Origin of the sequence: uncultured Campylobacter sp., assembly GCF_938039245.1 — a bacterium.
Taxonomy (GTDB): domain Bacteria; phylum Campylobacterota; class Campylobacteria; order Campylobacterales; family Campylobacteraceae; genus Campylobacter_A.
On record NZ_CALHVN010000022.1, the window covers coordinates 1 to 21,686 of the forward strand.

Consider the following 21,686-nt stretch of genomic DNA (forward strand, 5'->3'; position numbering starts at 1 on the left):
TCTTTAGTAACCTTAGCGTTCGTGTAGCCAAGCGAGCTGCGCAGGTATAAATTCTCGTAAATTTGCCCTAGCACGTTTAGCTCGATACCGCGGCTGCGCTCCTTGCCGCGAATACGCCGTGATTGATCGCGCGGTGTTTGTTATCGGTTGTGAGCGGGACGTTTCTGTTTGACGCCCAGCTACCCCTAGATGCGTAGGGATCGATATCTTGCATATGGGTTCTGCTATACCAGAGTCTTGGATGGCGAGTTTCGATGCTGCTATCGTAGCCGACAGCTATGTTGTGCTTAAATCTATCGAAATTTAGCTCCTTAGTAAGCGTAAAGGCGTTTGAGAACTTTTTAAAGATGTTATTAAGAGATATAATCTAACTTATCCAAGATGCCCTAAGAAGAATGCGTATAACAAAAGATTTAATAAAACCATACAAGATATGTTCGTATCTTATAACGAAGATCTGTCATTTACCGATCTAAATGAATTTAATCGGAAAATGGCTAAAAGGCTCATTGATTATAATACTATTTTACCTCATACTTCGCTAGGGTATAAGACTCCGGTGGAGTATGCTATAGCGAAGGAGAAAAAGTGCCATATGTTGTGGATGCGGACATTTATTTGCGGTTTTTTTATAAAAACATGTTAAAATTACAAACGGCTTAAATTTTTGCTACATAAATTTTAAATTTGCTACAAACTTTAAGCTATATTTTATGAAAGGAAAATGCGATATTAAATCGTAGAAAACCCGTATTTTAGAGCTTTATGGTGTCACGGGGGAGACTTGAACTCCCGACCTCCGGCTTATGAGATAAATTTTTAAATATCGCTTAAAGTCCTGCTACATCGCCATTACAAACAACTTTTTGTCATAAGCATTAGTCGAGTGTCCCACTTTTGTTCCACTGCAAATCCATGGTACATCTAAAAAACCGCAATGGAATTTATTACTACCGAAGCGTCATCGCACCAAACGCAAGAAAAGTTTTAAAATGCTCAAGAGAGCTATCTTTCTCCTTGGGGACTTATTCCATATTAAAAGCCAGAAAATCTGCTAGAATTTATGATAGATATATCTATCTCATAACAAAGGCAGTTGATATGAAGCTAAATCAAGGAATTATAGATTCATTAGTTGATAGTTTTATGCAGGCAAAGGTGGACAAGAGTATAAAAGAGCATTCGCTTTATGATAAAAAGATAGATATTGACTTTGCAGATGCGCTAAATAAGCATTTTAAAGAGGCTTTAAAAGATAATACCTTTCCTGATTTACTTAATAAAAGCAATGAGACTTTAAATAGCATGGCTAAAATTTTATCTAATAGTCTAGATAAAGCCATAGACCAAGATGATAAAGCAAGCATAGCTCAAACCCTGCTTGAGAAACATATACTATCACTAAACTACCTAATATCAAAGCTTGATAAGAGCGCAAACCTTGTGTCTAAAAGACTTAAATTCTTAAGCAAACAAGATGAAAGTTATAAATTTGAGCCAACTGGTATAGATAGCTTCCAAGATAACATCAACGCCCTAGATGAAGCAAGTGGATTACCTCTTAACAAAGAAGATATCAAAAATCTAGCTAAAAATTTCTCACATGCTATAATGGCAACTGCTGAGCAACAATACGGACTTAACACTCCTTTTAAGCTAGTAAAAACCAAAGGTGATAAAAGGAGCGCAGAGCAGATACTAACTAGCGATAGCCATCTAATAGGCAAGCGCATAAAAGTAGGAGATAGTAGCTTTGGTATGTGTAGCTTAAACGACGAAGCAGTCCAAGAATACGAGATAGTGCCATGTTCTCCTAGTCAAAGAAAGGTGGAGAGTAGGGAGATCATCCCACTAAAAACAGCATTTGAAAATTTTACAGCTAATACTAGCGTTAGCCAAAAGTGGTCAAGTAGCACTATGGATCTGGTAAATATTGTAGGCAATATATTGTTTAAATTTTTCCATCCAAACAAAGATATCACAACCATATCACGAGATGATCTACTTAAATTTAGAAATACTTTAGCTCTCATACCAACCAAGCTAAACCAAAAAGCTAAATATAAAGACAAAAGCTTAGAGCAGATAATATATATAGGTAAAAACGATGCCAAACTATCACAAGTAACCATGCAAAAATATATGATAAGAGTAGTGCAGTTCTTTAAGTATTGCTATAACAGCGACTATATAAGTAAGAGCATCATAAATGACCTAAACGTAAAAGTGGAGATAAATCCAATGGAGCGTAAGGTGCTACCTTATAGCAAGGAAGAGGCTAATGCTATCTTTAAAATAGTCCAAAATTTTAAAGAGACTAACAAGTCACCAAGTAAGCGGATAAGTGCAAATGATCTATACTATATAACTATGATAGCAGCATATAGTGGCATGAGGATAAACGAGATAGTTCAGCTAAGAGCACGTGACATTGTGCAGCACAATAATGTGCTTTGCTTTAGTATAAATAGAGATGATGGTAAGAGTACTAAAAATATAAACTCCATAAGGCTAGTGCCAGTACATAGCAAGCTAATAGAGCTTGGGCTAATGGAGTTTGTAAAACAAAGAGCTAGTGCAAATAAAAGCATCTTCAAAGTAAGTAACAAAGACTTTTCAGAAATTTTTAGATCACAAATACAACGAAAGCTAATAAGCAGCAACAAGCAAAAGACTTTTTACTCGTTTAGGCACTATTTTATAGATACGCTTGTCCAACAAGAAGTAGAGCCAAATATCATAGCTCAAATAGTAGGACATGAGAAGCAGTATAAAATTTTACTTGGAACATATGCTACAAATATAAATGCTAGTGTGCTAAAAGCAAAAGTAGAAATGGTGTGCTATTAGATATTAGATGTATGGTTTATAATGGATACATGTTTCCTTCTATAAACCATAATCTATTGCTTGAAATTGTTAATCCTTTATATTATGCTCTTTGGCATAGCTTAATATCTTTTGCCTAAGATCTTCTGGAAAGCTATCTCTATACATCACTGGTGTTAGAGGATTTAGCTTCTTATCTAATTTACCAGCCTCATATAGTCTTGTTAGCTCTTCTGGTGTGTTGTAGTATGGTGCATTTGGGTAGCCCTCTGGTGGGGTTAGGGACATTATTTTAGCTTCTAGGAGGGTGGAGTCGATGTAGAGGGCAACAGCTCTATCGTCCCAAGTGCCAGGGAAACCGCCATTAAAGTCTTGACCACTTCCATCAATATTGTCTTTAACATATTTTGTAAATTCTTCCCTAGTTGTCTCGTTTGCATCTAAATCTCTAGGGTCTAGTAGTTTTCCTTCATCTTCTACTAATTTTCTTAAATGAGTATGCATTGAACCATTTGGCTCAACTACGGTTAAATTTCTATTAAAATCCATCACGAAGTAGTTCCCTACTATCTCATCAAGATAAGGCATCATGCCATATTCATCTAATGGGGGATTTTTAGCTAGTCTTCTAAATTCTTCAGCCATTTGTAAATTTTTATTTAGACCTACTAGATAGGTAGAGTATTGAAACATGTCGGCTAATGCCTCCAAGGCTCCGTCTTGACCAAGCTGCGCTGATAGAAACATTGATTGATATGCTCTTGCTTTAAACCCTGCATAACCTAATCCAACTCCTCCTGAAAATCCAACAGTGCTTCCTAATACTCCAGCACATATATTCCACTCTGCTGCAAATAGTTCTGATTTTAATGTGCCTTTGTGAGCATTTACTTCATCATAAATTTCAGCATATTCTGGCTTTGTTAGTTTACCATTACTATTTACTCTACCTATGGCATCTTCTGGTATATCTATCATAGTGCATTTTAGATTACTTCTTTTTACTAAATAGATATATCTATCTCGTTTATCTTTTAAGCTTTCATAGTAAGCTTTTTCTGATTTAGTCCAAGGTGAAATTTTATTAGAGCTTGGTTTATAGCTAATGTCTAGCCATGGTTTAAATGATAGATAGTCTGTTTGACCTAGAGAATTTGGTTTAGGGTTATAGTATAGTGGTTTATAGTTTTTATATGGAGATGAGTCGAGGATTGCACGGGCTTCAAGAACCATCTGAGACTTTTCTTCCAAGCGTGCCGTATTATTTTTTGCATTTTTAGAAGCTATTAAATTTGTTTTTTTGTCAAATTCAATATTGTCCCCATTTGGAGCTATAACCGTATATGTATTAGTGTTATCCATTAAATTTCCTTTATCTTGTAATTTTCCTTTGCTTATTACCACTACTGCTGTGACTGCTAAGATAGCTATGATGATAAATATAATCCTCTTCATCTCTTATCCTATATATAGACCATCTTCCATTACTATGGTGGTAGCTAGACGACCTACTAGGCGAGGGGGAATTGTCTTTCCATTGAAATTCCCATCTTTAGAATCATTTTCCTTACACCCCACATATACCCCTTTTATGTTATTGCTTCCAATAGTATCTAATGCCTCTACTAGATCTCTTGAGAGGTTGCGATGAGAGTTATCGCTATCGTCTGTGTTAAATATACCTTTTTTAAATTTGTTTATTATCTCTACTGCTTTTTGATATGAGTTTATAGGATATTTTGGTTTGCCTGCTGCTACGTTTGCTAATGAATTTTGCTTATAAATTTCATACACCTCTTTCTCCTCTTTAACATCCAAATTTAACTCCCTTATCTCCACATCAGATTCGGTGTATCTACTTCTAGCATAGTTAAAATACCTTGCATCTATCTCATTACCAGATCCTCTTAGCTCATCTAAGCATAGATAAGCACTAAGGTTATTTAGTGCTAGTTTAGAGGCTAGGTTAAAAGATAGTTTGTTTTTCTTATGGTCTATATCGTAGTATATAAATGAGTTATAGTCTAGTCCTCCACTACTTATATTAGCTCCTAGAAATAGTCTATTTAAATTTAGACTTATATAGTTTTGATAGATCATTACTGGATAGTAGCAATAGCTATTTGTACTATTTTTATCATAGGCTTCTTTTATAGACATAGGTTTATATGAGATATTATTTAGTGCGTAAGCTTCATTAAATTTATATGTGTATCTTGTGTGCATTATCTCTTTGTAGTTCTCTTCTAGCTTTTCATAGGATGTTTTCCAAAGTTCTAATGCGCCACTAACCATAGAAGCACCTATGCTCTTACCTAGTGATCCCGCATAATCTTTTATTAGTCTCTTTATCTCTTGAAAATCTGTATAGCTAAACCTATGAGTATATCTCATAAAGGTATATGTTGTGATCTCTGTATAAGTTATACTTAGTTTATAATACTCCATCGCCATATGAAGCCTAAAAGCATTTGAAGCTTGAATGATTAGATTAAGCTTTGAATGTTGTAAAACTACGCTTGTAGTTTTTAGACTCGTTATTAGCAAGATATATCTATCTATCTCTTTAGTCTTTCTTGCGCCAAGTAGGCTTTTTACTAAATTTAATACCCCAAGCTCATCAAGAAATGTTTCTCTTAGTGCCTTTGCGTCTTTATTAAATATATAAGAACCAAGTGATTCATATATCTTAGATATGCCATCTTCTCCAACAAATTTTGCTAGTGGAAATACCTCTTCTATAGTAGTTTTTACTAATAATGAGGTTACCTCTTTATTTATATCTCTATCATTGCTATATGCTATATCTTTTAAATTTATAGCCTCTTTTAGAATGTTTTTATTCTTGGTGGTGATAGCCTCTTTTATAGTAGTTTCATCTTTTTTATAGTTCTCATCTATCTTGTCAGCTTGCTCTATAAGAAGCTTCATCAGATCTTTTTGCAAAGGATCTTTGATATCTGCATTTTTACCAACTTCATTTTCTGCTAAAAGCTCTTCAACGCTAACTACATCCTTGTTATTTACACCATCCATATATTTAGAAATTTCTTCTATACATAGATACTCACCACTTTTTAAGCCACTACTTTTTACTGAGTCTTTATAGAAAAATAGCTTTACATCTCTATCAAAAATTCTTATTATAGAGTTTGAATGCAAGGCTTTTATCTCATCATCTTCTATTACTATATATTCATCACCATCTTTAATGCTTTTCTTTATCATTTTTTTTGAATAGCTTTTAGTCATTATAAAGTAAGCCACACTAAGAGATAGTGCTTCTATGAAAGAGTAGCGTTTTGGGAGGGTTTGTATTATACGTTGCATTTGTGATTGGTATTCATCTGCGGTTGATGAGCCATTTTTTATATCATCTATAAGTTGGCTTGAGATATTACTATTGTTATATGCTTCAGCCTCTCTTCTGTTTAAGGCGTTTTCATTTACTTTATCAAACACTGCTTTAAAAGAGAGAGTTACCTTTTTCATATACTCTTCTTCACTTTTTTTGATCTTCTCCATATCATTTGGTTGCTTAGCATAAGCATTTACGTGAGAGAAATTTGTCTTAAATAACTCTTCGTATTTGGTGTAGTTATCAAGATAGTTGGTGTCATCTTGATAGGCGATCTCTTTAAATTCTTCCCTTTTTTGCTCTATGTTGTCTATATATTTTTTATCTATCCTTGCAAATGGGGATAAATTTAAAACAAGAGTTGATCTATTGTTTTCTTTATTGATATTTATGCTGTACTGACTGTAATCCTTAATAGGACTTAGGGTTTTTATGTCAGTAAATTTTTGCTTTACTAGGTTGGATTTGTTGGGTCTATTTAGCTCGTCTTCTATCACTTGATCTAGGCATTTACTTATTACTTCTTCTCTTAGCCCTGCACTTGATCTAAAAGGTGAGTTTGAAAGCACAACATAGTTTTTATTTAAATTTGAAAAATCTTTGCTGTTCATCTCATCGTTTGCAGATGTGCCATTTTTATCGGACTTGTTCGCTATTAGATTGGCTAGTTTTATAGAGTTGAAATTTGATGCACAGATAAAATTTAAATTTGCATTTAGTCCTTTTATTTGATCCTTTAGTCTTTTAAAGAGCGTATCATCACTAGAGCCAAAGCCTAAGTTTTTATTTACTATATCGTAAGAGCAAACATCCTTTGTATAATCAAACACTGACAGATCATCTAAATGACCAAACACACTATACCCCTCATCTGCATTGCAATTAACCTCATTTAGGTTATTGTCGTCTCTAAAGTAGATATAGTCTAAGTTTAGGTGGGTAAAGTCTATAAAAAAGCCAGAGTTAGAGGATTTATCTTGCTTAAATACTAATACATTGCAGCTTGAGTTTATATTTAGGGTATTTATAATAGAAGCAAATCTAGATGTGAAAAAGCTAAGGATAGGTAAGGTTACGCCATAAAGAGATCTATTGCTTTGATGCTCAACCATCTTGTAGGTTAATTTACTAAGCTCATAGAACAAAAAGCATCCGTTTGCCTTTTTGAGTGCAGCCTTTGGGTCACTTAGATCAACTATGCTTAGTATAAAAAGAAATATTTGCTTTAGTAAAAACTCTCCGCTTTCTTTATTTAACTCACTTAAATTCTTATCTAACTCTCTAAAACACTCTTCAATGCTTTTTTCAAATTTAGCTCCATCTAATCCCTCGCTAGATATCAAAGAGCTAGCATCGCTTAGTAGATCATTTTTTAAGGTATTTAGGCACTCTTTTACGATATCTTTGGCGTCATCATAGTTGGATACTATGACCTCAAACATATCATAAAAGCTTATAGCTTCTGTCTTTGTTTCGCCCATGCTTTTTAGCAAATTTCTCTCGTGCTCATCCTGAGCAGCTTCAAGTTCAGCTTCATATCTTGCTTTACTTTTTATAGGGCTTATCTTCTCTTTTAAATTTGCAAAAAACTTATCAACCGCACTTTTTTTATGGACAATCTTTACTGGTATATCTCTATATTCAAATTCTCTTATTCTATTTAGCTTGCTATCAGTAAAGCTCTCTTTATCTATATAAAAGTCAGATACGATCGATACATCTTTTTTATCTCTCTTCTTAGAAAATATTAGATTAGATATGATCTCATTAGCTATGCCGTTAGAGTACGATGTGAGTGAATTTAGGCTAGACGTATAAAGAGTTACACATTTTGCATCAGCCATATACTCTTTTATCTTTTTTAATGTCTCTTCGCAAGAGTAGGTTATTTTTATTTCGTTGTTTTGCATATTAAGCCACCACTACTGTTTTCGATATTTTATTGTGATTGTATTTATAATATTATTAATTTATTATTGCTATTTAAAAGTGAAAAATGCTTGACATGACACTTGATAGATAGTTTAGCTATGCAACAGAGAAAAATGATAAGCGTTAGAAAACTAGAGAGTGTAACTCTTTGGTATTTTAAAATAAATACTGCATGCTTGTTACTTGAGCTTTTCTTTTAGCTTGCCAAGTTAGTTAGATAAAGCCATCTAAATTTCTTACATAATTATGCTACAATGATGCCATATTATTAAAAGGAAATAGCATATGCCTCAAATAGTACCTATAAAAGAGCTTAGAAACACAAATGAAATTTCACAGCTATGCAATAGCAAGGATGAACCAATATTTGTAACTAAAAATGGCTATGGCGACTTGGTTGTGATGAGTATAAAGACATATGATAAGCTAGTAGCCACAGCCGATATAGATAGCGCCATCGCATCATCTGAAGCTAAGATAACAGCAAATACAAAGATGCTGGAAGCAAAAGATGTTTTTGCTAGTCTAAAAAGTAAGTATCTTGAGTAAATATAAAGTCCTAATCTCACCACAAGCTTATGAAGAGCTTGAGGCGATTTATAAATATATCGCAATGTCTTTACTCTCACCAGCTGCTGCAAATTCTACATTAGAGGCTATAAAAAACGCTATCCTTAGCCTAGATGAGATGCCAAATCGTGGTGCTATTAGAAAAGTTGGCAGATATGCCAATATGGGCTATAGACAGCTATTTGTTAAAAACTACACAGTGATTTATAGGGTCAATGAAAAAGATAAGGTCGTTATAATCATCACTATTAGATATACACCAAGCGCTTTTTAGACATACAACTTCAATAATGTCTTTCTAGAGAAATATCCACTTATCCTAATACTCTCTCATCTGCAAAAATATACATAACATCACATACTATACGTTACGTCACCTACTGCATGTTACATCATGTACTATACATTACATCAAGTGCTGCATGTGACATCACATACTGAATGTTACATCATGTACTGCACATTACATCACATGCAGTATGTTACATTATGAATTTATTTGTTATAATCCAAGAAAATTTAATGCCAGTTTCTAGTATATTTATCAACATTTTTAGTATGTTGATAAACTTACTTAGCAAGCTCAGGTTGAGCTTGCTGTAAGGTCTTAGCCAGACGGGCGAAATTTTTATTTACAAAGATGCAACTTAAACAAAACTTTATCCATTCAAGATGACCTTTGCCGATAAAAGGTCTAAGTTTTATTTAAGATAAATATTATTTTAGGACGCTCAAAATTTCACTCATAAAATTTCTTACTTTTAAAACAATAATCCCTATCCATAAAATGCTAAAATAGCAAGCAAAATATAAATGGCTAAATTTACAAATGCTAGAGAGCGACCTTTGGGAGTCGGCGGATCTTTTGCGTTCAGGCTCAAACCTCATATCTCATCAATACTGCATGCCGGTGCTTGGTCTTATCTTTTTGCGATACGCTCTGGGGAGAGTTGCCTGAGTGCTATGATGATATGAGTATCTCGGCGTGCAGAGAGAAAATTTACGAGTATGTCTATATGAGATATAGGAGTGTTGCGTAGAATATATCGCAAGTTTGTAAGCAAGCCCGTGTAAATTTATTAAGTAAAATTTACACGGCTAGCTTACTTTGGTGGCTTAAATTTATAGATTACGCATTGTAAATTTTAAGAATGCTAGCTACCCCATCTCCATCCCAGCATCATCTTTTGTAAATTTACCCATTAGCTCTGGCATCTCATTTACTATCATCTCTTTTAGCTCTGGGTTACTATTTGCTATTTCAAGTAAAAGACCTAAGCTTTTGTCATTAAAGTCTCTTAACCTGATATTTTCTTTTTGCAAGCTTTCGGTTTTACGTGTTAGAGATTGGTTTTCTCTATCCTTACTCTCTATCAATACACTTTGTTCATCTATTTTTGTTTGCTGATTAGTATGTGCTTTTACTCTATTTTTAAGAAGCATTATCTCTTTGTCTTGCTCAGCTTGGGTTTCTTTTAAATCATCTAGCTCTTTTTCTAGCTGCTCTTTTTCTTTTAAGACTTCTATGTTTTTCTTTTTATCTTCCTCTATGATTTTACTTTGTTCTGTTACTTGCTCAGCAAGAAGTTCTGCCTTTTCTTTTAGCTGTTCATCAGATGTGATGGTTATATTCTCTTGCATTTGTTCAAAAACAGAATTTCTAAGACCTGCTATTAAAGCTCTTTTTTCATTTGGCTCTAACCTAAAGTACTCGTCGCCCAACAAAGGCTCTTTCTTTTGCATATACTTATTTGCTTCCGCTTCTATAAGCTTTTGAATTTTCTCTTTTAGCTCTTTCTCGCTCTTATATTCACTTGCTATTTGGTGCATTTGGGTTAAATTCTTGTGTCTATTTTTACTTGACTTACCACGAAGTACCTGACCTTCAAATGCCTCTGCTCCCATATCTTGTAGCTCTTTACCAAATTTTGCTGTTTTTGACCTGCCACTAAATCTCAAATTTGCATGCTTCTCAAAGTTGTAGTTTGTAAAGATGATGTGATAGTGCTTGGTCTTTTCGTCATTATGCTCAGCCACAAGCAGACACTTTACGCCATACTTCGCACAGTATGCGTTTACAAATCTCATTACTCTATCCATATGTATGTTTTCATTTATAAATTTTGACTCTTCGTTGTTTAGCCCTTCTTTTGGCTCCTTCTTCCTATCTGTGCCAAACGTGATGATAATCTCACAAAAGCTACGCATATCTTTGCGCCAAGACTTTTTTATAACAGTATCTTTGCCATTTCGCTTTTGTGTATAGGACTGCGCGGTATAGTCTTCTTTAAAGCTATCCTGAAAGCCTTTAAGTAAATTCTTTACAAAGGCCATATTATGTAGTTCATCATCTTTGCTATTGGCATCTCTCATATTGCCATTGCCATTAAACTCGCTTAGGAGCTTGTAGCGATTAATAGTGGTTGGATTCTTGTTGAGATACTTTATATGCTCAGTTTGATTTTTCTCACGGCACGCATGTGCAAATCTACCTATGGCTCTACCATATGTTAAAAAACCTGACCTTACGTTTATGACTAAACTGTGATCATTTACTATATATGCATTAGCCATGGCAAATCACCTCACCATTTGAACTTTCTCTCGTGCTAGCGGTGCTAGTTACTATCAATGAAAAAATTTTCATTTTCTTCCTTTTTAAAAGATATTTATAGTAATTACACCAATTTTGGAAAAAATCTGCGCTGGAAATGCAAATTTTTGTAAAAAATTCATAATTAGAAAAAGAATAAATTAAGAATAGTGAAAGGATATAGGGTGAAAGTAGGTATATTAAATTTGTATTATTGAAAGCTTTGAGCTTTCAGGTTTTGCCCCAAAAGCTCAAATAAATTTATTTCACTAACTCGTAGCTATGTTCTTTTGTGCCGTCAAGTAGGTTTAAGACTTTGTAACCTTTGTCACTTAAAATTTGAGCTAGTTTAGCACTACGGTTGCCACTGTAGCAGTGTGTGACGATAGTTTTGTCTTTGTTTGCTTCAAGCACGTCTTTGTAGTTATCCACAGGCTCGCCATCAGGTATGTTAATAGCGCCTTTCATATGTCCAGCGTCATAGTCTTTTTTCTCTCTAACATCGATGATTAGGATGTTTGGATCGTTTGCGATCTTCTTAAATTCCTCTGCGTTTATGCTGCCAAATTTAACTAGATCGTAGTTAAATTCTTTCACGCCCTCAGCGTTGCTAAGCTTGTTAAAGCCCTTTGATTTTAGTATATCTAGTGCCTTGCCGCTGCGGTTGCCGCTGTTGCAGTAAAGTACGACATTTTTATCTTTGTAGCCGTTAATCTCATCTAGTCTAGCCTCGATCTCTTCAAGAGGGATGTTTATAGCGTGTTTTAAGTGGCCAGCGTTATACTCCTCCGCTTTTCTCACATCGATGACTAGATAGTCCTCTTTTTTCTTGTTATCAGCTTGTATCGCAGATAGTTCAGCACCCTTAAATTTAGCGTCCGTTGGCGCTTTTGTATCGCTGCAAGCTGTGAGAAAACCAAGTGCAAAAAGCACAACTATACCTTTAACTATTTTACTTTTGACGAACATTTCTTCTCCTTTTTTTATAAAATTTCACTATTTATTTTGCGTAAATTTGCCAAAATCCACCCACTATCGCCTCTTTTATCTCACCCTCACTACCATTTGCTATGCGGCCTCTATATGAGACCTCGGCCGGACTTTGAGCCTGCCAAATTTGATCAAACCACTCTAAAAATTTCGCCGTGTCATATCGCACAGGAAGCGCCTCGATGTAAATTTCGCCGTGTTTAGCGCGGTATATCGCCTCTTTGCTTGGCGTAATGGCTATGCGAGTTATGAGCCCATAAAGCTCGCTGGCAAAATTTGACATGCCAGCCGCACCGTTATTTATCACTACGCCGTTTTCGAGCGCTATGGCGGCAGGGGCGCAGGTGTGAGTGCAGGCTAGCACATCAAATTTATGCTTTTTAAACCATAAATTTAACTCATCTTGCCTAGCTTTTTGACTCAAATTTTCACGAGAGCAGCCCCAGCCAGCTAGAAATTTCTCATCTCCGTGTGTGATAGCGACATTTGCGCCGCCAACGCTTACTAGCTCGCATTTAGCTCGTTTTTTAAAAATTTCTATAAACTGCTTGCACTCATCATTTACAAGGTGGTTTAAGCGAGAGTGGATCAAATTTGAGCGATTTATCGTGCCAGCGTCTGTGCATGAGGGGTAGAAGCAGCCGCAACCATTTTGACCACTTGCTAGCTCAAATTCAACATTGCCATTTATCGCCGTAAGACCTCGTTTTGCTATCTCACGCTCTATCTGGCAAAAGCTATTTGCCTCTGCATCAAACCAGTGGATATCGCCGTTAAAAACGACATCGGCACTCTCGGTGTCCGCCATAGCTAAAATTTCTTTTAGTGCAAAGACATTGCCGTAAAGTCCGCCTACGACATATAGGCAGCTGCTTTGAAATTTTGGCCCCGACGGGAAATTTAACGCATAGCTAAGCGGGCAAGAGCTCATCTTTTATCTTTACACCCACAAAACATCCCAGGCAGCGCATAGGCAAGCGTGCATGCGATGAGACCATATAAATTTATGCCTAAAAGCATTGCGTATTTGCCGCTGCCGATAGCTAAAAATTCAGGGAAAATTTTTGCGTCAAATGCAAACGCAACGCCCAAAAGTATGCCTAGCCAAAAGCTAAGATGAAAGCCAAGCTTTGTTGGACTCACAAAGCCGTGCAACAAAAATATCGGCGCTAGGCCGATCACCATCGTGCCACTAATCGTCGTGGCCTTTAAGATATCGGTGCCAACAATCATCGGTAAATTTCCAAAAATGGCAAAAAGTATCATCGAGATGATGCCGATTTTTATGGAAATTTTAGCGACGTCTTTGTTTAGCATCGCTGGGATATCGTAGCCAACTAGCTTTGAAAGACTTGCAAAGGTTGAATCCAGCGTCGATCCAGCAGCCGCTATCATGACGGCTGTCATCAGGATAGTTGAGCCAATCCCCATTGTTTTAGCTAGCTCGGCTGGGATGTTGCCCTTTGCGGCGATGCCCTCAATCGAGCCGTAGATGCCGATAAAGCTAAAGATGACGATGGCTATAAAACCTAAAATGCCAGAAACCACAAAGCTTTTTAGCATCGTTTTTTCTTCGCAGATGAAGCCTCGATCGGTTAAAACTGGGTCGTGAAAAGGGTAGCTAACTAGCTGCAAAACTGCGACTAAAAGCAGGTCCACGCCGCCGCCTAGACTCCAACTGCCAGTGCTAACTAGCTCACCCACACCGTGCTTTGGCAAGATAGTCACGATAACCCAAAGCGTGGCGATGATGAAAACTAAGGCCTGAATGACATCAGTCACGATAGAGCCCCTAAGTCCGCCGCGAACCGAATAAACAAGCGTAAAGAGCGTAAAAAGTGAGGCTGCGACGATAAAAGGCATGCTGCCACTATCTCCGTAGTAGCCGCCCACGACTGCGGTGTTGCTCCAAACTTCGTTAAAAAGCCTAACCAAGATCGCCACGCAAAATGCGATGCTAGCAGCTGCGCCGTAGTTGCTGGTTAAAAACTGCACAAGTCCGGTTGCGCCAAATTTTCGCCTTAGGCGGTAGATGACGATGCCGGCTATCGGTATACAAAGCCAATATGTTGCGTAAGCTACGCCGCCTACTATGCCGTAGCTAGCGCCTAAATTTGCGGCGTTTGTGACTGATTTTGCAAATATCCAGCTGATAAAAATGCTAGTCGTTAGCAAAAATGGCGACACCTTTACGCCGCCTTCATCCTCTCCCTTAAAAAACGAGCCGATGCTGCGAGCTTTTGGTGAAAAAGCATACATTATCACGCCGTAAACGATCAAAAAGCCCCAAAAAAAGAGCGACTGATACTCTTGCATTAATTCTCCTTAAATTCTAAAATTTGATCCAAAGCCCTCATGCTATCGCTTATAGCGCAGGGGCAAATTTTCGCAAAAAGCCCTTTTTGCACTATCACTTCAAGCTCGTCTGGCTTGCTTAGATCATACCCCAAGACCTCTTTGCAGATGCTAGATTTTTGCGTTTTAAAATATATCTCTTTAAAGCGCGCCAAATTTGCATTATATTTTTCTTTATCATCGCCGTAAGCAAGCCCCAAAACTAGCACTGCCGCTAGATATGCGCCACATATCGAGCCCTCCTGCATGCCGCCTAAGAGCCCAAAGCTAAGCTTCATAAGCTGCGCCTCGTTTGCACCTAGGTGCTGTGCGTAGCGTGCTAATATCATCTGCGCGCAGTTTTGCTCGGCAAATTTTTGCGCTATCTCTTCATTGCTCATCATTTTTTATCCTTTAAATTTAGGCTAGTGCGCCGCCGCAGCTTGACCCAGCACCTGCTGTACAGGCGTAGCAGTAGTCTCGAAAGACAATCTGCCTACCAAGCTCGCCGCTTTTAGCTAGCTCAAATATATCCTTTGCGCCGTGCGCCTTAAGCCCCTGCATCTGGTTAAAATCGCAATCATAAAGGGCTCCGTCATATCCAACTGAAATTTGCGCTCTACACATGATATTTTGCGCAGCATTTGGGTTAAAATTTGCTTCTAAAAGCTGCATATAAGGCTCTAATTTACCGCCTTTTTCAAGCGATCTTCTAAAACGTCCGATCGGCACGTTCGTGATCGTAAAAAGATGATCAAATTCCACACCAAAAGCACTTTTTAGCTCTCTTTTGTAGTCCGCTTCAAGCCCTGCTTGATCGCCTGGCAAAAACGCACCACTTGGGTTATAGACTAAATTTAGCACCAAATTTCCGCCCTTGCCATATCCTAGTGCATTTAGCCTCTTTAGAGCTTCTATGGAGCCCTCAAACACGCCTCGCCCACGCATGCCATCGACGTTTTCTTCGGTGTAGCAAGGCAGGCTAGCGACTAGCTCCACGCCGTGATCTGCGTAAAATTTAGGCAGATCCTCATAGCCCTTTTCAAGTAGTATGGTTAAATTTGTTCGCACGATGATGTGAGGCGTGATCTTAGCGGCCTCATCTATAAACCAGCGAAAGTGCGCGTTCATCTCAGGTGCGCCGCCGGTGACATCAAGCGTGCTAAATTTATGTGCGCTAATCGCTTCTAAAACAGCCTGCAAAGTCTCCTTACTCATCGTCTCCGTGCGCTTTGGCCCAGCCTCGACGTGGCAGTGCGAACAGGCGAGGTTGCATATCTTGCCTAGATTTACTTGTATCGTTGAAATTTTATCAGTATGCCTGATCTGCGGTGCTATGCGATCTGTGAAGTTCATTTTCTATTCCTTTTGTAAAATTTTAAACTGAGTACATTTTTTAGATAAGCGGTGTTTGGCGCTTCGTTTACGCCACTCATTACCGTGGCAATATGCTTGATATTTTTCACGCCATTTTTGGCGAAATTTCCGCAGCAAGTGGCGCAGTAGGTGTAGAGATTTGGCAAATTTTTATCCTTGACGGCTTGCGGATATCCTGCGGCGATTTGCGGCTCGCTACTTTTTGCTAGTCCGCCAAGCCCACAGCAGTTTACATCATTAAAGCTATTTTTGAAATTTGGCACGTACTTTTTAAAGGTCTCAAAAATAGGCTTGTGGATGCGCTCAGGGCAGGGGTAAAAGATGTGTGCCTCCTCTGTGATCTCGCGGTTTAGACCAAGCTCTTCAAATTTCTCGTATATGGTTTTTATCTTGACATCCACCTTGTCTTTTAAAAAATGGTAGCAGTTTGGACAGGCCAAAATGAGCGTCTCTACGCCCTTTGCAGCAAAGAGCTCGTTTAGATGTGCCTTTGTCTTGTCAAAATTTGCATTTGCTTCAAAAAGTGGCTTGCCGCAGCAGTCTATGCTAAAATCAACCCCCAAAGGCTCTAAAATTTCGATGATTTTTCTCGTGGTTTTAGGCAAAAAGCCCGGGAAATTGCAGCCGAAAAAGACTAGCTCGCGGCTCTTTTTGGGCGAGTTGTTGGCGTAAAGATAGGGCGATTTTAAGAAATTTAGATAGCGAAACGGCTTTTTTATCTGCTCTCTGTGCTTTAGCGCGATCTCGTTGCCGCTGATGTCTTTGGGGCAGACCTTGTAGCACTCGTCGCACAAAAAACAGCTAAATGCGAGATCTTTTCGCTTTGAAAAATCAAGCAAATTTATATCGTATTTGGTCAAAAACTCGCAGTGTTTCGTGCACGCTCCGCACTCTATGCAAAGCTCTGGCGGGTTTTTAATAACTTTTTGCGATCTCATCAGCGCTAGCCCCATTTCTAAATTTATACTGCAAAATTTGCATTTTTATGAGCGTTTTTATGACGCCCTCACGCCTAAATTTACGCGCGCTCGTCACTATATTTTGCCCTAGCTGGCAAAATTTCACACCAGATCTTTTTAACTTCATACTTAGCTTATAATCCTCCATAATTGCTAAATTTTCAAAGCCGCCAACTGCGTTAAAAAGGCCTTTTTGTATAAAAATCCCCTGATCTCCAAAGGCGATATTTCTAAACTTTACGCGTAAATTTGAACCAAGTGCGATCAAATTTAAAAGCACCCCGTCCTCATCAAATTTAAGCCTAAAACAGCCTGCCTCACAGCGATCAAGCGCCCTCTCAGCGACCAAAATCGCCCCCTCATCATAAAAGGCGCTATCAGCGTGCAAAAAGAGAAGCTTCTCAAATTTTGCCACACTCGCCCCAGCGTCTAGCTGAGCGCCTCTGCCTTTTTTGCAAGGTAAAATTTTAAATCTCTCAGGCGAGAAAAATTTGCTCAAATTTAGCGCTAAATCAAAATTTTTGCCCTCATAGAAATTTGGCTCACTAGCATCAGCAAATATCACTTCAAATTCACCTTTTTGAGCTGCCAAAATAGCACAAAAACACTCCAAATTTTCGCATGGCTCGTTATAGATCGGAGTTATTACCGAGATCGCCACGTTTTGCCCTTATCCTTTTTGCGCCCCAGCTAGAAAGCACCACAAGCACTACCATCAAAACGCAGGCGATGATAAAGCCGTTTGAGCGCATATCAAGGGCTTTTTCGCCCAAATTTACCATTATAAATGTTGCTGGCACGATGCCTACAAAGGTCGCCACCACGTAGTCACGCAGACTCACGTTCATCACGCCACATGCGTAGTTTAGGGCGTTATACGGCACAAGCGGCATTAGGCGAAGGATCAAAATCAGGCTAAATTTACCACCAGGCTCGCCAAGTGTTTTTAAAATTTTGCTCTTTGAGTTTTGCGTGAAGTCACTAACGGCGCGAAATCCCAAAAATCTTGCGATATAAAACATCAAAACCGAGTTTATCATCGCACCTATTATGGTGTATAAACTGCCAGCAAATAGCCCAAATGCCGCACCTGCAACGACAGCCAAAATCGGCACTGGAAATAAAAATATCGGCAAGATAGCAAAGCATAGGACATAGATCATCGGAGCAAATAGTACATGCTCGCCGATGAGCTCACGAAGCTCGCTAACGCCGATCTTTTGCATCAAAAATACAGCCACGAGTATGATCGCGGCGATGATAGCAAATTTAAACAGCCTTGTTTGCTTCAAGCTGTGCCTTTTTCGCCTTTTTATCATCTAAAATTTTCTTTGCGACGTAGGCTACGATCGAGAAGGCAAATAGCATGGTAAGACCGATAAATAAAATTTTGCCACCGCCCATCAAACTGCCGCCAAAATACGAATATACAATGGTCGCAGGAAGCTGGCCGATACCAGTCGCCCAGAAAAATCCCCAAAATCTCATCGATGTAAGCCCTGCTGCGTAGCTCACTAGGTCAAAGCTCACAAATGGCAGCAAACGGCAGACGATGATCGTGTGCTTGCCAAATCTCGTGAAAAACTCGTCCGTAGCTGCAAGCGCCTTTTTGCCAGTTAGCTTTTCAACGACGTCGCGACCTAAAATGCGTGCTATGTAAAAGCAAAGCGCAGCGCCCACCATAGCCGAGCTCCACGATAGCACAGCGCCCCAGACCCAGCCAAATATCATCGCATTTGAAAGCGTGATGAGAAACGCAGGCACTGGCGCCATGATGCTTTGAAGCACCATCAAAAAAAAGCTCACGCAAGCTGCTGTCGTCTTGTCAAAGCTTTGCAAATAAGCATAGACTTCGTTTAGGTCAAATTTGCTAAGCATCACGACTGAGTCGGTGATCTGCTTATTTACTGCAGGGATAAAAAAGTATGCCAGCGCGACTATTGCGACGGCGACTAGGAGAAAAATTTGGGATTTTTTCATCTAAATTCCTTAAAATATTGTTGTAAATTCGACAAAAACTTGTCGCTAAGATAGGCTTTTATCTTGTTAAAAGTGTATTCATTTTTAATGGCTCTAGCACCGTTGTACTCGACAAATGCCATCGCGCACCAGCTTGTTCCTCGCAAGCAAGTCATCGTAAAATACTCTTTAAATTTTCGCCTATTTATCATTTTTTTCGAGTAGTTTTCATATAAATTTATAAATTTTTCTATCTCATCAGCGCTAAATATCACATCCGTCTTCCAAAATGTGGTTGTTGGCACGCTAAAATGCGCTAGATCTTGCTCACACTCGCCGATTATCGGCTTTTCCCAGTCGATGATATATGAGGCATCCTTGCCGATGATGAAATTTGCAGAGTTTAGCTCGGTATTTATGATACAAGGCTCCTCTATCTCGCGCTCAAGGTCAAATTTCTTTGCTATTTTTAAGAAAAATTCGATCATCTCAGCGGTTTTTGGCTGGGCTAAATTTGAGTCAAGATAGACATTAGCCATCTTTTCACACTCTTCAAACATCGCTTTTAATGGCTTTTGCGCAGTGATTAGGCTGTGATTTGACGGGATCTTGACTGAGTGCACGCTAGCAAGCAAACTTGCCGCTGTCTCGAGATCGCTCTCGTATCTTAGCGCACGCCCTTTTAAAAACTCCATACTCATCGCCCCTCGCGGTAAAAATGGGCTTGGCTCGTAGTACTCTAGCGGCGCTGGCGTGACCTTTGAGCTTTGTAAAATTTTAAGCGCATCAAATTCATATTTTATTTGATTTTCAAGCACCATTTGCGACTTTGTATTTATTCGAAATACATTTTGACCACCTTTGCGAAATTTGTAGTTTATGTTGTATTCGCCGTTAGCAAGGGGCTTTATAGCACTTGGTCGCACACCCAAAATATAAGCGAAAATATCCTCTTTTGTGTCGATATCACGAAGCGGTTTAAATTTAACGTAGTTTAAATTTAGCTCTTCAAATTTAGCGCAAACCCCTTCGCATACGCTATCGAGCAAAGAGTAGTCGCTTGAGAAAATTTCATCTCTTAAGCTGGCGCTTCTTAGAGCGATAGCGCAGTATCCGCCATCAAGCGTTGGGGCGATAGCGGCATCGTTTTTACCAAGTGCTTTAAAATAGCTATTAAAGCCTTGAGCGGTGAAATTTACAATGTCGCTACCAATTAGTAAAATTTGCTCATACCCAAGCGTTTTTACATGTTTAAAGGCTTCTAGCATTCGCTCGCTTAGTGAGCCCTCGCTTTGGGCAATAAACTCATACTTCTTGCCTAAAATTTGCTCTAAAATTTTAGCCTTATCGCTTGGCGTAAAAAAGATGAAAATTTTGACGTTTTTTAGTTTTTGAAGCTTAGTGTTTATATCTTTTAGTAAAAATTTATGCAAATTTGCTGCTTGCTGTGGCGTCAAAAAGTCAAGTAGCCTAGTTTTGGTCTTACCAGCGATCGGAGCTCTGGTAAAAAGTATCAGCGCTTTTTTCAAATTTTGCCCCTAAAGAGGGTAAATTTAAATAAAAAAAAGATATTTAGAAAGGTTAAAATTCCCAAAAATAGGTACTTTACTTGAGCTAGAGTTAAAATTTCTAAATAGCTCTCTTTGATGAGATAAAAGAGTAGCTCTTGCTTGCCAAGCCAAAGTGTGACTAAAAAGAGCAAACTTTGGCTAAAAACTAGCGCAAAAACAGCCGTATGCTTTTGAAAGAGCCCGTAAAGTAGTCCCGCCACAAAAAATCCAGCCACGATATAGCGGTTGTGCACGCGCATCTCGAGCCAAACTGATAGCGAGACTAAAAGCGCTGTGCTAAGCCCTAAAAGCAAAGCGCAAAACGCGTAGTATAGGGCTCTAAGGGCGTGCATCAGTTTGCAACCCTAAAGCTTATAGCTACAAATGTGCCATCAGGCGGTAAAACGTCTTTGTTGCCGTGAAATACGACTTCGTTGCGTTTTTCAACTGCGCCGTGAGTGTAGGTATGGTTTGAGATGATGCCGACTGAGCAGCTATCTAGGCAAGCGATGCAGCCGGTGTTAAAGCTCTTTGCGGTCGCTTCGTTGCCGCCAAAACGCATGTCGATTTGTTTGCCGTTACTATCTGTGATGACTTCGTTGATGTCGTAGCTTTTTGGTGCGCCGTTCCATGTTACTTCGATCTTGATCTTATCGCCTTCAACGTGTGTTTCAGGGCCATTTTTTAGGGTCATGTTGTTGCCTGGTTTGGCGCCTATTTTTTTCATAGCTTGATAGAAGTCGTTTTGATTTGCAAGTGCGATAAACACAGGCTTATCGCCAAATCTTCCATCTTTGAAAACTACTGCGTGGCGAGTGTTTTCAGTAAAATACTTGCCATTTACCTTGGCTAAAACAGTGATAGTTTTGGCGCTTTCATCTACCACCATCGGATTTTGAGCGCTTACTACGCCAACTTGATCGTCGCTAGCTTGAACGCTTGCGGTAAAAAACAGACTAAAAATAGCCATAAAAATAGCTTTTTTAAACATATTAGTGCCTTTCTGTGAAGAAAATTTGAAATTTGATTTACGAAAACTTTAGAGAATTTGTAAATGTTGCAGGCGAACCTCGCCTAAAAAATATTTTTGAATTATATTTTGTTTAAAATAAAAATAGTATGAAAATCTAGTTATCCGTATAAACACTGGACTTATCACACTTTATCAAGGTCGAAACCAATCAATTTACTACTAATTTACTACTTATGAATGAGCTTTGATACGACGATTTATC

At 38.3% G+C, this 21,686-nt stretch carries 20 protein-coding genes; 4 read left to right on the top strand and 16 right to left on the bottom strand.

Annotated elements, in window-relative coordinates; translation table 11 throughout:
* Positions 1-76: 76 nt before the first annotated feature.
* Positions 77-214 carry a hypothetical protein gene (locus Q0218_RS03705; RefSeq protein ID WP_297966309.1) on the bottom strand — a complete coding sequence of 46 codons (138 nt, stop codon included), beginning with the start codon at positions 212-214 and terminating at the stop codon, positions 77-79.
* A 138-nt stretch (positions 215-352) separates the two neighbouring features.
* Here Q0218_RS03705 and Q0218_RS11960 point away from each other — a divergent pair, with 138 nt between their 5' ends.
* Positions 353-646: an integrase core domain-containing protein gene (locus tag Q0218_RS11960; protein WP_366517417.1), complete on the top strand. Its 294-nt coding sequence runs from the start codon at positions 353-355 to the stop codon at positions 644-646.
* A 455-nt stretch (positions 647-1,101) separates the two neighbouring features.
* Positions 1,102-2,850, top strand: coding sequence for a site-specific integrase (locus tag Q0218_RS03710; protein WP_297966311.1), 1,749 nt, complete (start codon positions 1,102-1,104; stop codon positions 2,848-2,850).
* A 69-nt stretch (positions 2,851-2,919) separates the two neighbouring features.
* Here Q0218_RS03710 and Q0218_RS03715 read toward each other — a convergent pair whose 3' ends face one another.
* Positions 2,920-4,284 (bottom strand): thioredoxin reductase, encoded by a 1,365-nt coding sequence (locus tag Q0218_RS03715; protein ID WP_297966313.1) that lies wholly within the window; start codon positions 4,282-4,284, stop codon positions 2,920-2,922.
* A gap of 3 nt (positions 4,285-4,287) precedes the next feature.
* Positions 4,288-8,097 carry a hypothetical protein gene (locus Q0218_RS03720; RefSeq protein ID WP_297966315.1) on the bottom strand — a complete coding sequence of 1,270 codons (3,810 nt, stop codon included), beginning with the start codon at positions 8,095-8,097 and terminating at the stop codon, positions 4,288-4,290.
* Between the two features lie 307 nt (positions 8,098-8,404).
* Here Q0218_RS03720 and Q0218_RS03725 point away from each other — a divergent pair, with 307 nt between their 5' ends.
* Positions 8,405-8,668 (top strand): type II toxin-antitoxin system prevent-host-death family antitoxin, encoded by a 264-nt coding sequence (locus Q0218_RS03725; protein ID WP_297966317.1) that lies wholly within the window; start codon positions 8,405-8,407, stop codon positions 8,666-8,668.
* Complete coding sequence (locus tag Q0218_RS03730) at positions 8,661-8,963, top strand: type II toxin-antitoxin system RelE/ParE family toxin (protein WP_297966319.1); 303 nt, start codon at positions 8,661-8,663, stop codon at positions 8,961-8,963. The genes Q0218_RS03725 and Q0218_RS03730 overlap by 8 nt, the downstream gene beginning before the upstream one ends.
* 884 nt (positions 8,964-9,847) lie before the next feature.
* Here Q0218_RS03730 and Q0218_RS03735 read toward each other — a convergent pair.
* The 13 genes from Q0218_RS03735 to Q0218_RS03795 form a co-directional block, all read right to left on the bottom strand.
* Entirely contained in the window at positions 9,848-11,263 is a 1,416-nt protein-coding gene (locus Q0218_RS03735) for a hypothetical protein (protein ID WP_297966321.1), read from the bottom strand.
* A 280-nt stretch (positions 11,264-11,543) separates the two neighbouring features.
* Positions 11,544-12,251, bottom strand: coding sequence for a rhodanese-like domain-containing protein (locus Q0218_RS03740; protein ID WP_297966323.1), 708 nt, complete (start codon positions 12,249-12,251; stop codon positions 11,544-11,546).
* Positions 12,252-12,282: 31 nt separating this feature from the next.
* Positions 12,283-13,203 carry a hypothetical protein gene (locus Q0218_RS03745; RefSeq protein ID WP_297966325.1) on the bottom strand — a complete coding sequence of 307 codons (921 nt, stop codon included), beginning with the start codon at positions 13,201-13,203 and terminating at the stop codon, positions 12,283-12,285.
* The gene (locus tag Q0218_RS03750; protein WP_297966327.1) at positions 13,200-14,588 is read right to left on the bottom strand and encodes a sodium:solute symporter; all 1,389 of its coding nucleotides are present in this window, start codon (positions 14,586-14,588) and stop codon (positions 13,200-13,202) included. Before Q0218_RS03750 ends, Q0218_RS03745 begins: the two co-directional genes overlap by 4 nt.
* A complete protein-coding gene (locus Q0218_RS03755) occupies positions 14,588-15,010 on the bottom strand; it encodes a C-GCAxxG-C-C family protein (RefSeq protein ID WP_297966329.1) in 423 nt (140 codons plus the stop codon). The genes Q0218_RS03750 and Q0218_RS03755 overlap by 1 nt, the downstream gene beginning before the upstream one ends.
* Before the next feature lie 16 nt (positions 15,011-15,026).
* Positions 15,027-15,962 (bottom strand): arsenosugar biosynthesis radical SAM (seleno)protein ArsS, encoded by a 936-nt coding sequence (gene arsS / locus Q0218_RS03760; RefSeq protein ID WP_297966331.1) that lies wholly within the window; start codon positions 15,960-15,962, stop codon positions 15,027-15,029.
* Positions 15,959-16,921: a (Fe-S)-binding protein gene (locus tag Q0218_RS03765; RefSeq protein WP_297966333.1), complete on the bottom strand. Its 963-nt coding sequence runs from the start codon at positions 16,919-16,921 to the stop codon at positions 15,959-15,961. The genes arsS and Q0218_RS03765 overlap by 4 nt, the downstream gene beginning before the upstream one ends.
* On the bottom strand, positions 16,899-17,603 hold the full coding sequence (locus Q0218_RS03770) for a TIGR04283 family arsenosugar biosynthesis glycosyltransferase (protein WP_297966335.1): 705 nt from the start codon (positions 17,601-17,603) through the stop codon (positions 16,899-16,901). Before Q0218_RS03770 ends, Q0218_RS03765 begins: the two co-directional genes overlap by 23 nt.
* The gene (locus tag Q0218_RS03775) at positions 17,572-18,234 is read right to left on the bottom strand and encodes a TVP38/TMEM64 family protein (RefSeq protein WP_297966337.1); all 663 of its coding nucleotides are present in this window, start codon (positions 18,232-18,234) and stop codon (positions 17,572-17,574) included. Before Q0218_RS03775 ends, Q0218_RS03770 begins: the two co-directional genes overlap by 32 nt.
* Positions 18,212-18,922, bottom strand: coding sequence for a TVP38/TMEM64 family protein (locus Q0218_RS03780; RefSeq protein ID WP_297966338.1), 711 nt, complete (start codon positions 18,920-18,922; stop codon positions 18,212-18,214). Before Q0218_RS03780 ends, Q0218_RS03775 begins: the two co-directional genes overlap by 23 nt.
* Entirely contained in the window at positions 18,919-20,430 is a 1,512-nt protein-coding gene (locus Q0218_RS03785) for a TIGR04282 family arsenosugar biosynthesis glycosyltransferase (RefSeq protein ID WP_297966340.1), read from the bottom strand. The genes Q0218_RS03780 and Q0218_RS03785 overlap by 4 nt, the downstream gene beginning before the upstream one ends.
* Positions 20,427-20,804 carry a hypothetical protein gene (locus tag Q0218_RS03790; protein ID WP_297966342.1) on the bottom strand — a complete coding sequence of 126 codons (378 nt, stop codon included), beginning with the start codon at positions 20,802-20,804 and terminating at the stop codon, positions 20,427-20,429. The genes Q0218_RS03785 and Q0218_RS03790 overlap by 4 nt, the downstream gene beginning before the upstream one ends.
* Positions 20,804-21,442: a YdjY domain-containing protein gene (locus Q0218_RS03795; protein ID WP_021086498.1), complete on the bottom strand. Its 639-nt coding sequence runs from the start codon at positions 21,440-21,442 to the stop codon at positions 20,804-20,806. Before Q0218_RS03795 ends, Q0218_RS03790 begins: the two co-directional genes overlap by 1 nt.
* Positions 21,443-21,686: the final 244 nt, after the last annotated feature.